The sequence below is a fragment of the Elusimicrobiota bacterium genome, from assembly GCA_026388155.1.
In the GTDB taxonomy this organism is placed as follows: domain Bacteria; phylum Elusimicrobiota; class Elusimicrobia; order Elusimicrobiales; family UBA9959; genus UBA9634.
Genome location: JAPLKI010000022.1, coordinates 404,359 through 418,062 on the forward strand (window position 1 = coordinate 404,359; position 13,704 = coordinate 418,062).

General features: G+C 53.2%; 14 protein-coding genes. 1 reads left to right on the forward strand and 13 read right to left on the reverse strand.

What is annotated here, in order from left to right; all coding sequences use genetic code 11:
- Nucleotides 1-10 precede the first annotated feature (10 nt).
- Entirely contained in the window at nt 11-1,246 is a 1,236-nt protein-coding gene (locus tag NTX59_11730; GenBank protein MCX5786347.1) for an agmatine deiminase family protein, read from the forward strand.
- A gap of 108 nt (nt 1,247-1,354) precedes the next feature.
- On the opposite strand, the gene lptB is transcribed toward NTX59_11730, so the two are convergent.
- The 13 genes from lptB to NTX59_11795 all read right to left on the reverse strand — a co-directional run bounded on the left by lptB (nt 1,355) and on the right by NTX59_11795 (nt 13,613).
- Nucleotides 1,355-2,074, reverse strand: coding sequence for an LPS export ABC transporter ATP-binding protein (lptB, locus tag NTX59_11735; GenBank protein ID MCX5786348.1), 720 nt, complete (start codon nt 2,072-2,074; stop codon nt 1,355-1,357).
- 94 nt (nt 2,075-2,168) lie between these two features.
- Nucleotides 2,169-2,918: a hypothetical protein gene (locus tag NTX59_11740; protein ID MCX5786349.1), complete on the reverse strand. Its 750-nt coding sequence runs from the start codon at nt 2,916-2,918 to the stop codon at nt 2,169-2,171.
- Nucleotides 2,915-3,421 (reverse strand): LPS export ABC transporter periplasmic protein LptC, encoded by a 507-nt coding sequence (lptC, locus tag NTX59_11745; GenBank protein ID MCX5786350.1) that lies wholly within the window; start codon nt 3,419-3,421, stop codon nt 2,915-2,917. The genes NTX59_11740 and lptC overlap by 4 nt, the downstream gene beginning before the upstream one ends.
- Nucleotides 3,418-4,398, reverse strand: a complete 981-nt coding sequence (locus tag NTX59_11750; protein MCX5786351.1) for a KpsF/GutQ family sugar-phosphate isomerase — start codon at nt 4,396-4,398, stop codon at nt 3,418-3,420. The genes lptC and NTX59_11750 overlap by 4 nt, the downstream gene beginning before the upstream one ends.
- 467 nt (nt 4,399-4,865) lie before the next feature.
- Nucleotides 4,866-5,699 (reverse strand): 3-deoxy-8-phosphooctulonate synthase, encoded by an 834-nt coding sequence (gene kdsA, locus NTX59_11755; GenBank protein ID MCX5786352.1) that lies wholly within the window; start codon nt 5,697-5,699, stop codon nt 4,866-4,868.
- 76 nt (nt 5,700-5,775) lie between these two features.
- Complete coding sequence (locus tag NTX59_11760) at nt 5,776-7,386, reverse strand: CTP synthase (GenBank protein MCX5786353.1); 1,611 nt, start codon at nt 7,384-7,386, stop codon at nt 5,776-5,778.
- Nucleotides 7,387-7,497: 111 nt separating this feature from the next.
- Nucleotides 7,498-8,244 (reverse strand): 3-deoxy-manno-octulosonate cytidylyltransferase, encoded by a 747-nt coding sequence (kdsB, locus tag NTX59_11765; protein MCX5786354.1) that lies wholly within the window; start codon nt 8,242-8,244, stop codon nt 7,498-7,500.
- Nucleotides 8,226-9,242 carry a D-glycero-beta-D-manno-heptose-7-phosphate kinase gene (gene rfaE1 / locus NTX59_11770; GenBank protein MCX5786355.1) on the reverse strand — a complete coding sequence of 339 codons (1,017 nt, stop codon included), beginning with the start codon at nt 9,240-9,242 and terminating at the stop codon, nt 8,226-8,228. The genes kdsB and rfaE1 overlap by 19 nt, the downstream gene beginning before the upstream one ends.
- 87 nt (nt 9,243-9,329) lie before the next feature.
- On the reverse strand, nt 9,330-10,316 hold the full coding sequence (locus tag NTX59_11775; GenBank protein MCX5786356.1) for a DUF3108 domain-containing protein: 987 nt from the start codon (nt 10,314-10,316) through the stop codon (nt 9,330-9,332).
- On the reverse strand, nt 10,306-10,857 hold the full coding sequence (locus tag NTX59_11780) for a hypothetical protein (protein ID MCX5786357.1): 552 nt from the start codon (nt 10,855-10,857) through the stop codon (nt 10,306-10,308). Before NTX59_11780 ends, NTX59_11775 begins: the two co-directional genes overlap by 11 nt.
- 13 nt (nt 10,858-10,870) lie before the next feature.
- A complete protein-coding gene (locus NTX59_11785) occupies nt 10,871-11,491 on the reverse strand; it encodes an HAD-IIIA family hydrolase (GenBank protein MCX5786358.1) in 621 nt (206 codons plus the stop codon).
- On the reverse strand, nt 11,488-12,585 hold the full coding sequence (lpxK, locus tag NTX59_11790) for a tetraacyldisaccharide 4'-kinase (protein ID MCX5786359.1): 1,098 nt from the start codon (nt 12,583-12,585) through the stop codon (nt 11,488-11,490). The genes NTX59_11785 and lpxK overlap by 4 nt, the downstream gene beginning before the upstream one ends.
- Nucleotides 12,582-13,613: a glycosyltransferase family 9 protein gene (locus tag NTX59_11795; GenBank protein ID MCX5786360.1), complete on the reverse strand. Its 1,032-nt coding sequence runs from the start codon at nt 13,611-13,613 to the stop codon at nt 12,582-12,584. The genes lpxK and NTX59_11795 overlap by 4 nt, the downstream gene beginning before the upstream one ends.
- Between the last annotated feature and the right edge of the window lie 91 nt (nt 13,614-13,704).

Sequence of the window (13,704 nt, forward strand, 5' to 3'; positions counted from 1 at the left end):
GGCGGTGACTATGAGAAAAGTTATCGGTTTCATCGGATTGTCATTTTTAGGCATGCTATCTTCCGGAGCTTTCGCGCTGGACCTCGCCCGTCCGCTTCCTAACTGGGTGGACAAAACGCGGGAACATGCCGATGGTCGTCCGCCTGCCGCGATTTCACGCGCCGCGCAGCAGCCGCCAAGCGATTTCCGTCTCCCGGCCGAGTATGAGAAGGTGGCGGCAGTGGTAATAGGCTGGGCAGGCTATACGGATATGCTTACTTCTATCGCCCAGGCCGTTACCGGGCCCGGCCGCGCCCAAATATGGGGGGTTTCGGCCCCGGCTTCCATATCCGGCGTGCCTGCCGGGAGCTACTCGAGGATCAACGTCCCCATAGACACCGTGTGGATGCGCGATTACGGCCCCTACGGAATATCTTCCGGTCAAACCAGGGTGGGGATAGTGGATTCTACATACCGGCATTACCAGTACCGCCGCAACGATGACGCCCTCCCCTCTAACCTGGGAAAAGCCAAAAAAATGGATATTTTCGGGATGCCGCTGATTATTGACGGCGGGAATGTGATGACGGACTCCAAAGGCGACCTTTTCATGACCAAGCGCACCTACGTATGGAACTCCAATATGTCCCCGGAGCAGGTTGACGCCGCGCTGAAAAATTATTTCAAAGTTAAGAATATCTACACTTTTGACTACTCGGGCTATCCGGCTGAGCCGGCGGACGGCACCGGGCACATAGATATGTTCATGAAGCTCTTAAACGACCACACCGTGCTGATATCAGTGGCCGATACCGAGCCTTTCAAGTCCACCGGTGAAAAAGCGGCGGCCTTTTTCAAAGGCAAAACCGCCCCGGACGGCGTACCATACAAGGTTATAACGGTAAAAGGATGGGATTCATCCGGCACCTGGTACACCTATACCAACTCGCTTATAGTTAACGGGGTAGTACTGATGCCGTCCTATTCCGGCCACGATACTGAAAATGCCCAGGGCAAAGCCGCTTACGAGGCCGGTATACCGGGGGTGAATGTGGTGTCTATCAATTCGGACGACAGCATAACCTCCGGCGGTTCAATTCACTGTGTTACCCAGACTATTCCTGTGCTCCCTCCCGCCGTTAAAGATATGACGTTTACGGATATGCCGGAGTTCGACGCGGTCTCCATGACCCTGGAACCCGCTAATTATGTAACCCTGCCCCCGGTTTCAGCGGCTTTTAACCAGTTAAAGGAACAGGCCAAATAATAGAAGTCAGAAGCCAGAATCCAGAAGTCAGAACGTAAGGAACTATTCCTTAAGATCCAACTTCTGGATTCTGGCTTCTAAATTCTGACTTCTACCCGGTCCCCACTCTCACATCTTAAAATCCCAGCCTAAATAGAGCTCGCGGGCTTTCGGGTCGTTCAGGAGAACGTCATGCGAGCCCTCGATAAGTATTTGGCCGTTGTACATGAGGTAGGAGCGGTCGGTAATGGAAAGCGTTTCGCGCACATTGTGGTCGGTGATCAGCACGCCTATCCCTTTTTGCTTCAGGTGAAGTATTGTTTTTTTAAGCTCGCTGACCGTTATGGGGTCTATGCCGACAAAGGGTTCGTCAAGCAGAATGATCCTGGGCTCGTTGATCATCACGCGCGCCACTTCAAGCCGCCGCTTTTCTCCGCCGGAAAGCGACCAGGCTTTCTGCGCTTTGAGCTTGAGCAGGCCGAACTCGGTGAGAAGCGCGTTTACGCGGGCCGATAGCGCGGTTTTGTCTTTTATTGTGCGTTCAAGGATGGCTAAAAGATTCTCTTCAACGCTGAGTCCCCGGAAAACAGTCGGTTCCTGGGCCAGGTAGCCTATGCCGCCTCTGGCCCGTTTATACATGGGATCGCGCGACACATCCCGCCCGTCGATAAAAACCTTCCCCGAGTCAGGCTCAAGAAATCCCACTAGCATATGAAAAGTGGTGGTTTTGCCGGCGCCGTTCGGGCCCAGCAGACCGCAAACCTCGCCGGAGTTGATGGCAAGCGTGATCCCGTTTACCACAGCCCTGCGCCCGAAACTTTTTTCCAGCAGTTCACAGGAGAGTTTCATATCAGTAAAGCAGGGGCTAGCGGAGAGAGGTTAGGGACTAGGGCGCAGAAATAAGCAACTCCTTTCCTAAACCCCGTACGCTATCCCCTCGCCCCTATTTTTTCACCTTAGCCACCCTGGATGGCACATCTTTAATCCAGCCGGAAACGTTATTATAGAACTTTATGTCACGGCTGTCCCTGAAAAATTTCAGCTTCTCCGCGGTGACGGCGAAGTCGTAGCCTTCGCGCGTTCCCACGGCCACAGGGGTCGACTCATACATCAGAAAGCTTTTTTCGGAGTCGCGGTATAGCCCTTTTTGCGCAAGCATGTAAAGGTTTTCGGTAGCAAGCGAAAAATCCCCCTCAAAAGACATCAGTCCCGTGACGCCTTCGGCTTTAGCTTTGTCAACGAGACCATGCAATTCCTTCGCTGCACCGGCCTGCCGCTGGCCTTCTCTCGGCGCTCCCTCCGGCGCGGCTGAGTCGGGGAAATTATATTTCATGCGTATCTGCCGGCTGCCCCGTTCCAGAAAGGCGAGCTGTTCGGCTTCAAAATATTTGCCCCTTTCACAGTTGATCTCAACGCTGGACGAGTCCGTGGATTTGCGCAGGATATAGGCGGAGCCGTAAATGTTCCAGAGTTTTTTCGCATGGTCATAAATGGCGTGTTCCGAACGCATTATATAATGCGGATTTTTGAATGACACGGCTCCGTCAAAATATTCCAGATTCTTTTTTCTGTCCATTGTCCACTTGTCGCTTTTTACCACCGAACCCATCAAAATATCATCCGTGGCGGCGGCCGCCGCAGCCTGCGGGACTTGGGACGCCAGAAGAAAGGGGAGAAACAATAAAATTTTCATTTTGTCGAAGGCCCTAACTTGGTTTCCTGATGCTCAATTTCTATCTCTGAAAGATCGGGGTTGGCCGTAAATCCTCTGCCTTTTATCACGGTTTTGCCGCGAAACAGCGTTACTTTCTCGTCGGTCCAGATTTTGCCTTTTGCCGAACTGTAATAGAGTTTCTCGGTTTTAAGCAGCATGCCGTCTTTTTTAGCGTCCACTGACACATCAATTGACAGCACGGCGGATTTTTTTGACGGTTCCAGCAGGCCGGAGCGCGCTTTTATAACGGAGGAAACTTTGTTGGCGTCGTAAAACTGCATCACCGGCGAGGAAAAAACCATGCGGCCCTCCAGATCTTCCATGCTGGCGGTCGGCGCGTCCAGGCGCCACTTGGCGGAATTAGAATCCGTCTCGGAAACAGAAAAACCGGAGAACAGGTTGGTTCCGCGCGGAGTTTCAGCCGGTCCGCCGCCGGAACATGCGCAGATAAGCGACAACAGAAACGGCATCGCTTTTTTCAAAGCAGGCCTTCCTTCAGCAGATCTTTTTCGTCCAGAATGCCCACGGGGCGGCCGGTTTTCTTGTCGGTTACCGGAAGATTGTCCACCTTGCGCTCGGAAATTATCCGCGCCGCTTCTATCGCCATGGTTTCGGGAAACACTTTTAAAGGATTGCGGGTCATTACCGCGCCCACCTTTATGTTAAGGTCAAAACCGTCATCCTGCAGGTGCCGCCGTAAATCCCCGTCGGTAAAAAAACCGCACAGGCGGCCGCTTGCGTCGATAACGGAGGTGGCTCCGGCCGCGGTGGCTGTCATGACTTTCAGCGCGGCCTTTAAGGGGCTGGTTTCTCTTACCACCGGGTTCAAACGGCCTTTGCGCATTAAGTCGGCCACGCGAATATTCAGAAGCTTCCCAAGGTTCCCGCCGGGATGCAGGCGGGCGAATTTGTCGCTGGTAAAACCCTTAAGGCGCATGAGCACCACGGCTATGGCGTCGCCGAGGGCCAGCATTGCCGTGGTGGACGAGGTGGGCGCCAGATTCATGGGGCAGGCTTCCTCTTTGACTCCCAGGTCCAGCGTTATATCCGAATTCCGCGCCAGCCGGGAAGCGGGGTTGTTGGTTATGGAAATTATCTTCAGCCCCTGTTTTGAAAGCAAAGCCATGAGTTTGGCGGTTTCCTCGGTCTCGCCCGAGTAGGAAAGGGCGATTATCGTATCTCCCTCGGAAATCATACCCAGGTCGCCGTGAAGCGATTCGACCGGGTGCAGGTAGATGCTTTGCGTGCCGGTGGAGGACAGTGTGGCCGCGATCTTGCGCGCTATCAGGCCGGATTTGCCGATACCTACAAGCACCGCCTTGCCGCGCGAAGCCGCCAGCAGTTTTATGGCCGCGCAGAAATCCCGGCCAAGCGTTTTTGACAGGCTCCCTACGGCCCTGGCCTCTTTTTTTATCACCCCGCGGGCCGTTCGCAATATTACGGCGTCTTTTGCGTTCATACTGTCACCTCTTTCAGAGAAAACAGTGTAGAGGGAAGAGGTAAAGAACTTCTTACCCTAAACCCTATCCCCTCTACCCTATCCCCTGTCGTTGGCCGGGTCATGGCGCGGGGATTTTATGAGGGGCGAGCCAGGGGGTCATTTCGGGTGGGATCTGGCGCTGATTGTAGGGGGGGGGAAGTTTGTGCAGAAACCAGCTAAGGGTAAAAAAACCCGCAATCAGCGCCAGATAAATCCACGACAGAGTTCTTAAATGCCACTTCCAGCTTGGAAACCAGACAGGGGGCAGGGTAAGATCTCTGCCGCATTTGCGGCAGAATTTAAGGGAAGCTTTATTTTCCTGGGAACAGTTCGGACATTTCATTGTTAAACCTCGCAACAATAGCGCTGAAGCTCTGAAGAGCTGAAGTTCGGAAGTAAGGAATTCCTTCCCTAAACCCTAGCCTCTATCCCCTAACCACTAGTTTTCACCCTATCTTTATGGCCAATCGGTCAACGCGGTTGAGCGCGGAAACCGCCCGCCGCACGTCTTTGAGTTTCAGCGAGTTCGGGCCATCGGACAGCGCTTTTGCCGGATCGGGATGCGTTTCAAAAAACACGCCCGCGATTTTAAGTATCGTCGCGGCTTTGGCAAGCGGCAGCGCAAAGCGCGCATCGCCCCCGGTGGAGCGGCCAAGTCCTCCCGGGCGCTGCACGGAGTGGGTGCAGTCGAAAATAACCGGATAGCCGAAACTTTTCATCACTTCGAGCGAGCGCATATCCACCACCAGGTTTGAATAGCCGAAAGAGTTCCCGCGCTCGGTAAGCATGATGCGCCGGGCGCCGCGCGATTCCAGTTTTTTTATTATATTTTCCGCCTCCCAGGGCGAGAGAAACTGGCCTTTTTTGACATTTACCGCTTTGCCGGTATCCGCGCAGGCGTAAAGCAGGTCGGTCTGGCGGCAGAGAAAAGCCGGCACCTGCAATATGTCGGCCACTTCGGCCGCCTTGGAAGCCTGCCCCGGCTCGTGCACATCCACTAGCAGCGGAAGGCCAAGGCGCGCTTTGAGGCCTTTAAGGAAAATAAGTGCAGTCGCCACACCGATGCCCCGGAATGAGGAGTGTGAGGTGCGGTTGGCCTTGTCGAATGAAGCCTTTAAAACAAAAGGGGTCTTAAGGTCCGAAAATATTTTTTTTAAGTGAAGCGCCAGACGTTCGTATGAAGATTCGGTTTCAATAACGCAGGGTCCGGCTATGTAGGCAAGCGCCCGGTTATTTGAAAAAACCACGTTTCCGGCTTTTACTTCTTTTTGTTTCGCCATATAGCCTGTGAACTTGTCGAACAGCTAAGTAATGAAAGGTAAAGCAGGGAAATTCTGTTTTGCTGTTCGCTATTCCCTACTTCGCTATTCCCTGTCTATCCCTGTTCTTTATCGCCGCCGCTATAAAACTGAAAAACAGCGGGTGGGGCATGAGGGGCCGCGATTTAAATTCCGGATGGAACTGCACTCCCACAAACCAGGGGTGGCCTTTAAGTTCCACTATTTCGGGCAGGCCAAGGGCTTTATTGGTTCCGCTTACCTCAAGACCTTTTTTTGCGTAGCGTGCCGCATACCTTGCGTCAAATTCGTAACGATGACGATGCCGTTCGGATATGACCTTTTTCCCATATATGCGGCTGGCAAGAGAGCCGGTTTTGAGCGCGCAATAGTAGGCCCCAAGGCGCATGGTCCCGCCCTTTTCCTTAACACCTTTCTGAGCGAGCATAAGGCCTACCACAGGGTGCGGGGTTTTGGGGGAGAACTCTGTCGAATGGGCGTTTTTAAATCCAAGCACATCGCGCGCGAATTCTATGACCGTGCACTGCATGCCAAGGCAGATGCCGAGGAACGGGATTTCGTTTTCGCGGGCGTAGCGTACCACTTCTATCTTGCCTTCTATTCCCCGGTCACCGAAGCCGCCGGGCACTATTATAGCGTTCATTCCAGAGAGGCTCTCGCGGAAGTCGGGGGCTTCCACATCAACGAAGCATATTTCGGCCTGAACGCCGTTGGCTATGGCGCCGTGCAGTATGGCGTCGGCAAGGGATTTGTAGGAGTCTTTAAGTTTCGTGTATTTGCCGGCTATAGCTATGCGTACGCTTTCGGCCTTCATGGAAGTCTTAAGACGCTCCACGAACGCGGTCCACTCCTCAAAATCCCATTTTTTGCTGCGCAGGCGCAGCAGCATCATGATCTGTTCGTCTATGCCCTGTTTCTTAAGGATGTTGGGCACATTGTAGATGGAGAACGTGTTGGGGGCGTCTATCACGGCTTCTTCCGGCACACTGGTGAAAAGCGCGATCTTGTTTTTTATCTCCCGGGCGAGCGGCTTGTCGGCGCGGCAGACTATTATGTCCGGGTCTATTCCTATTTCGCGCAGTTTGTTTACCGAGTGCTGGGTGGGCTTGGTTTTAAGCTCGTCGCTTGAGGAGAGGTAAGGCACCAGCGTGACATGTATATATATGGTGTCGTTTTTTGTTTTATCCCGGCGCATCTGGCGCGCGGCCTCAAGGAAAGGGAGGCTTTCTATGTCGCCCACCGTGCCGCCGATCTCGATTATCGTGATATCAAAGCCCTCTCCCGCCTTAAAAAAACGGCTTTTTATCTCATCGGTGATATGGGGGATAACCTGCACTGTCTGGCCCAGATAAAGGCCCTGTCGCTCCTTTGAAATAACGGCCTGGTAAATCTGGCCGGCCGTAATATTGTTCCGGCGGCCGGTGTCAATACCGAGGAATCTTTCATAATAGCCCAGGTCCAGGTCGGTTTCCGCCCCGTCGTCGGTCACGAATACCTCGCCGTGCTGGAAGGGCGCCATGGTGCCGGCGTCGACGTTCAGGTAAGGGTCGCATTTTACGATGCTTACAGAGAGCCCGTGGGCTTTAAGCAGGCGGCCGACCGAGGCCGCCGTAATGCCCTTGCCGAGTGAACTTACCACGCCGCCGGTGACAAAAATATATTTGGCCATTTAAATCGCTCCTGCTAATGTATAGTCTCAAGTCACAGGTCAGCTTAGTCTCAAGTCGCAAGTCTCAAGCGAACTTTCATTCTTCACCTGTGACTGGTAACGTGCAACTAACTATACTTGTGACTGGCGCCGCAAATACTTTTCAGCCGCTTTAAGGTCCGCGGGCGTGTCTATGGCGGGGCCGAGCTCCCGCACTTCGGCCACTGTTATTCCCATGCCGTTCTCAAGGGCCCGCAGTTGCTCTAGCCTTTCAAGTTTTTCAAGAGGGCTCGCCGGCAGTTTGACAAAGCGCGCCAGAGATCGCCTGCGGTAGATGTAAAAGCCGCAGTGTTTGTAAAAAGGATAGTTTTTGAGTTCAGAAAGAGGGTGATGGAAAGGTATGGGGGCGCGTGAGAAATATAATGCCCGGCCTTTTGAGTTCATGGCGATCTTGACGCAGTTCGGATTTTTTATATCGGCGGCATCCCGTATGCGGGCGCAGGCGGTGCCTATGGAGCAGTCGCGGGCGCGCGCAAGCTGCCTGAAAGCTTTAACAAGGGTTTCCGCGCGCATAAAAGGCTCGTCGCCCTGGAAATTTATAATAAAGCTCTTTTTTGTTTTCCCGGCCGCTTCAAAAACCCGGTCAGTCCCGGACTGGCAGCGCGAGCTGGTAAGAACCGCTTTCGCGCCTATGGACTTGGCGAACGCCATAACGCGATAGTCCTCGGTAGCTATCAGGATCTCGCCAAGACCCGCGCGCGCGGCCGCTTCATAGCACCATTGAAGAACGGGCTTCCCGGCGATTTTTGCCAGCACCTTGCCCGGAAAACGCTGCGAGTTGTATCTGGCAGGTATTACAATTAGGCAGTTTTTATCCATGATCTCATGCTTTCAAGCAGTTCTTCTTTTGATACGGAGGCCGTGCCGAGCTTGGCGACCACTACGCCGGCTCCAAAATTAGCGGTAATTGCCGCGTCTTCGGGAGACGCGCCCGCGGACCAGGCCAGGGCAAAAAGCGAGATTACGGTGTCACCCGCTCCGGTTACGTCAAAAACTTCTCTGGCTTTAGTGGGGATGTGCAGCGCGCGGGGCCTGGCTCCGGGCGCCGTAAAAAGCGTCATTCCGTGTTCTCCCCTGGTGATAAGAAGCGAGCGGCAGCGCAGTTCTGAAATTATTTTTCTGCCCAGAGCTTCCACTTCCGGCGTTCCGTCTTTCTGGGGCAGGCCCATGCCCCCGAAGGCTTCCATGGTGTTAGGGGTTATACAGGCAACTTTTTTATATAGTCTGAAATGCTCAACTTTCGGGTCCACGAAAATCGGCACCCGGCGCGCCCGGCAAAGGCGTATAGCGCGGATTATTACGGCCGGGCAGAGCAGGCCTTTCCCGTAATCGGAAAATATAACCGCTTCGGCTCCGTTCTTTAACTGCCGTTCCAGGGTATGGAGGGCGCGTTTTTCAAGGCCGGGGGAAAGGGGTTTTAGCGGATCGCGGTCAAAACGGACTACCTGCTGATGCTCGGCTATCACGCGGGTCTTTTCTATGGTCGCCTCTTCATCTGTGGCGATAAGGCCTGAAGCGTCCACGCAGGCCGTTTTAAGCTCATGTGACAGCTTTTTAGCGGCTGAATCTTTTCCGGTTACAGAGATGATGGAGGTTTTGGCTCCGAGTTTTGCCAGGTTTATGGCCACGTTCCCGGCGCCGCCGCAGACGGTAAACTCTTCAGCCACTTTCACTATAGGCACCGGGGCTTCAGGCGAGATGCGTCTGACCGTGCCCTTTACGTAGCGGTCCAGCATTAAATCGCCAAGGACGGTAATTTTCCGGCCGCTGAAATTTTTTACCAGGGCGGCTATCCTGTCGTAAGTCGCACTATCCATAACAAGATTATACTAAATAGCGCTGAAGCGCTGAAGTTATGGAAATCTGAATCAGGCATTCCTTGCCAATTCGGTTAATTTCAGATTTCAGCGCTTCAGCTCTGGCTGGTCCACAGTTCTTTTTACCAGTTTGGCGGTTACGGAACCTATAAAGATTTCGGCTTTAAGTATTAGCGGAAGGCGCAGGTTATCGTCAGTGAGCCACACGAACATGCGCTTGCCCTTTTTGGGAACAAATATCCCCTCGTCTCCCACCCTGGGTTCCACCACATAACACTTGAATTTGCCGTAATCCGTTTTGGCTTTTTCAGCGCGCAGGACTTTAACTGTCATGGCCCAGTTCCGCCTGGTGTTTACTTTTATTTCCAGGGCTGAGCCGGTTTTGAGCTCCATGACGCGCACCGCGTACATGGCGGAAAGCACGTCATTTACCGGTCCCTCAAGGGGGCCGTCAAACTTGGTAATTTCCCTTTTTCTATTCATCCTCTCACCCCTGAAAATTTTTGACGGCGTGTCAAAAAGCACCCATTCGTTGTAAAAGTAGCCGCCCTCCTGGATTTTTTTATAATAGCCGAAAGATTTAAGTGTTTCCGGGTCAAGCCAGGCCTCATTTATATCGTCCACACGGAAGAAGTTATTAATAAAGGCGGCGGACTTCGACCTGGAAGTGATGTGATAGACCGGCTTTCCGTCTATCATTACAAGTTTATCTACCTTAAGCCAGGCGTGTCCAACCGTCATAAGGCCCCAGGAAATATCGTATTCAAGCGTTTCCCCGAGCAAGGGGAACCCCGCCCAAGTCTGGGTGGATTTACCCTCAACCGTTGGGAAGATGCGGGAAGCCGATGGTGTAAAAATCTGCACGGCTTCCAAATCCTGGTAGGGATGCCGCAAAAGTTTGCCACCCGGCAACGCCACAGGGCCGGCGGAGACCGGCGGCACAGGACTGGTGGAGACCAGCGGCACAGGTCCGGTGGAAATCAGCGGCACAGTTTCTCCATCCGCGCTCAAAGCCGCCAATAACAGGCAGATGAGAGAAAGCGCTGAAGGATAAGAGATTTTTTTAAAAGCCATATTTTATTCTGCAGAAAATAAAGGCGGCCAGGGCAAATCCGGCGGAAAGGCCCCGCCATTCCTTGTTTTTTCTGAAAACATCGAGTGAGTAGGCGGAAAGATCAAAGAAGGATTTCATATCCGCCGGGCGCGGCACGAGCGAGGGTACATTTTTTTTATATTCGTCAAACTGCGGACCATAAGTGGAGGATAAAAATTCTTCTTCATGCTTTATCTGCTTTGAATATATCCAGGAATATGACGCAAGTGTGACGCACCAGATGGCGGCTGTGCGGAATGTGTGCCTTGGGCTTGAAAGCATTAACAGCATCCCAAGTGTCATCAGCGCGGTGCCGAGGTAGAGGGGGTTCCTGACCGCAGCGTAGGGCCCTGAGACGGTAAGGGTGCTGGATTTTACTATGGCCGCGCTTGAGAGTACGCGTACTATTTGGCCTAAAAGCATTAATATAAAGCCAGCGGCAAACAGTTTCGGACTGTCGGGTTTGGCCAATGCGATAACCGCCAGGGTTATGATTTGTGAAATAAGGATGCGTTTTTTCATGTTTTTCTCGTTTTTATATTATGTTTTGTCTTTTACACCTTGCATTTTTTGGCTCTATCCGGTCCGGGGCGCTGCGCGCCGCCGACAATATATCCCGGAAAACGGAAACGCCCTTTAACGCCGCCGGGTGTTTTTTTAGCTGGCCGCGGCCCTGCCCGGTGGTGACAAATAAAGGCGTGATACCGGATTTTTTTGCCATCTGCATGTCGCTTGCTTTGTCGCCTATTACTATGGAAGCTTTCAGGTCGGTCCTGAAATCCTTCAGCGCCTCTCTTACGAGGCCCGTGCGCGGCTTGCGGCAGGAACATCCGGCATCCGGTCCGTGCGGACAGAAATATACTGCGTCAAGGCGCGCGCCTTTCTCCTTAAGCAGTTTTTTCAGCCTAAGGTTTATCGCCTTGGCGCATTCAAGGCTCATGTATCCTCTGGCCACGCCGGACTGGTTTGTAAGCACGATCAGGCGGTACCCTTTGTCCGCCAAAAGCCGCAAAGCGCGCGCGGCACGGACGTAAAGTTTAAGACCGGCGGTTTCCGTGACATATATGCCGGCCCGATCGCGTGTGAGCGTTCCGTCGCGGTCAATAAAAGCCGCGGGTTTTGGAGTGGTTTTATTTAAAATCGGCCAGGTTTTCACCGGTCTTTTTCCTTGAAAACAGAATTGACGGCGTTCATAAGCGAACGGTAGCCGTCGCGCATAAAAATTATTTTTACCGAGAGCAGATACACCCCGCCGGTAAGCAGTTCCCTCCAATCGGGGGGGAAACGGGAAAAATCTTTGTAGGTCGTGATAATGCTCTCGCCGCCGCGGGTGTTTTCAAGCGACATCAGCTCTTCACGCGTAAAATGGTGGTGGTCGGGATAGCGCCAGGTCTGACTGACGGTGATTTTTAAATTTTTAAGCGTGCTCTCGAAAGATTCGGGGTCTCCTATGCCGGAAAGCGCCACGGCTTTTTTGCCCGCGAACGCCTTTGGCGCCAGGGTTTCGTTAGTGAAAGCGTTTATGAATAAAGCCGGCTGATGGGCGCTCTCTATAAGAGCGGCGCCGGGATTGATCTTTTTAATTTCCGCTGAAAGCTCTTCCAGAGCGCCGCGCGTGGCGTGTTCACAGTGGGATATTATAACCGCTCCGGCTCTTTTAAGCGCCATGGCATTTTCGCGCAGATCCCCGAAAGGCAGCAGGAAATCTTTATGGAAAGGAGCGGTGGCGTTTATCAATACTATGTCCAGGTCCCGGCGCATGGCCAAATGCTGCAGGCCGTCGTCCATAAGTAAAATGTCGCAGCCGTAGTTGTTTATGGCGGCAGTTCCCGCTTTAAAGCGGTCGGCGCAAACCATTACCGGAATATCGGCGGATGAAACCAGATTGTACAGCATAAAGGCCTCATCGCCGGCCTCGGCGGGATTAAACGGGCCGGGGCCCGCCAGCTCCGTCAGCTTTTTGGAGGGCGCCTGACGTTTATAGCCGCGCAGCAGGATGGCCGGTTTTTTACCGGATCTTTTAAGTTCAAGAGCGGCCGCGGATACTGTCGAGGTCTTACCGGTGCCTCCGGTGGAGATATTACCGAAACAAACAACCGGCGCGGCAAGGGAATGGGTTTTAAAAAATCCGCAGGCGTAAAGCGCTTTCCTGGCGTTAATAATGCCGCCGTAAACGCGGGAGAGGATTTTTAACAGGAGGGGGCCGCCCCGGCGGCTTTTAAGATCGGCGCGTATTTTTTTAAAGTTCATTGTATTTTTGCCAGTCCCGGCATAGACATTAATTCTTCAAATACCATCTCCGGTTTCAGACCGCTGAGACATTTTATTGTTTCCTGTTGACATTCGTTGCTGCCGCAGGGCGCGCAGGGAAGGGAGTGATCGCGCGCTACGCGGTGAATCGGATCGTTCGGCGGCGTCCAGCTTTCCGGCCGGCTTGACCCGTATATGCCAAGCGTCGGCACGCCCGCTGCCTGCGCGATATGCTTGACGCCGTTGCAGTTGGAAACCAGGACAGCGGTCTTTGAAAGCATGGCAGCGAGGCTCATCAGCGTGGGAGTGCGCGGCGCAGGCTTTACCAGGGGACTTCCGGCAGCGGCGGCTATACGGTGTGCCAACTCCTCTTCTCCGGGGCCCCAGAATATTACGACTTCCGCTTTTAACCGCGCTGCCGCCAGCGCGGCCAGCGCGGCATAATGTTCTCGCGGCCATTGCCTGGTTATCCTGCGCGAAGCCGGGGCCATGCCGATAAGCGTCCCGGCGCCGCCGAAACCGGCTTTCTTAAGGCTGACTTCTGCCGCTTCTTTTTCTGTTTCTGGAATGTAAATTTTGGGATAGGGGTAAAAAATATTTTTAAGCCCCAAATGTCTGAGACTGTCTATTTTGAAGAACGGGTTATACGGATGGTCAAGGGGACTTTTTGTGAGCTTTAAACTGTATGCCCAGGCGGATGACGTGTATGCCGGCCCCGCCCTGAGCGGCGCGCCGCTGGTAAAACATATAAGAGCCGAGCGCGGATTTGACATGAAATCTATGACCAGATCGTATTTCCTTTTCCGCACTTCCAGCATCCATTTTACGGGGCTTTCCTTACGGTAGACCAGCACTTCGTCTATGAAAGGATTGCCGGATAATGCCTCGTGGCAGGGGGCTTGGGTGAGAAAATCAAGCTTTGCCTCCGGAAAATTATCCTTTAAAACCTGCGCCGCCGGCGTGGTCAGAAGCACGTCTCCTATCTGGCGGAGCTGTATCAGAAGGATTTTTTTAGGAATAAAGTCCATAACGTTATCTAAACTGTTTGTTTGCCATAAGCCGTAAACCATATGCTGAAAGGCTGCCATACGCTTTAAGCCGTATGCCGTATGCTTTTTA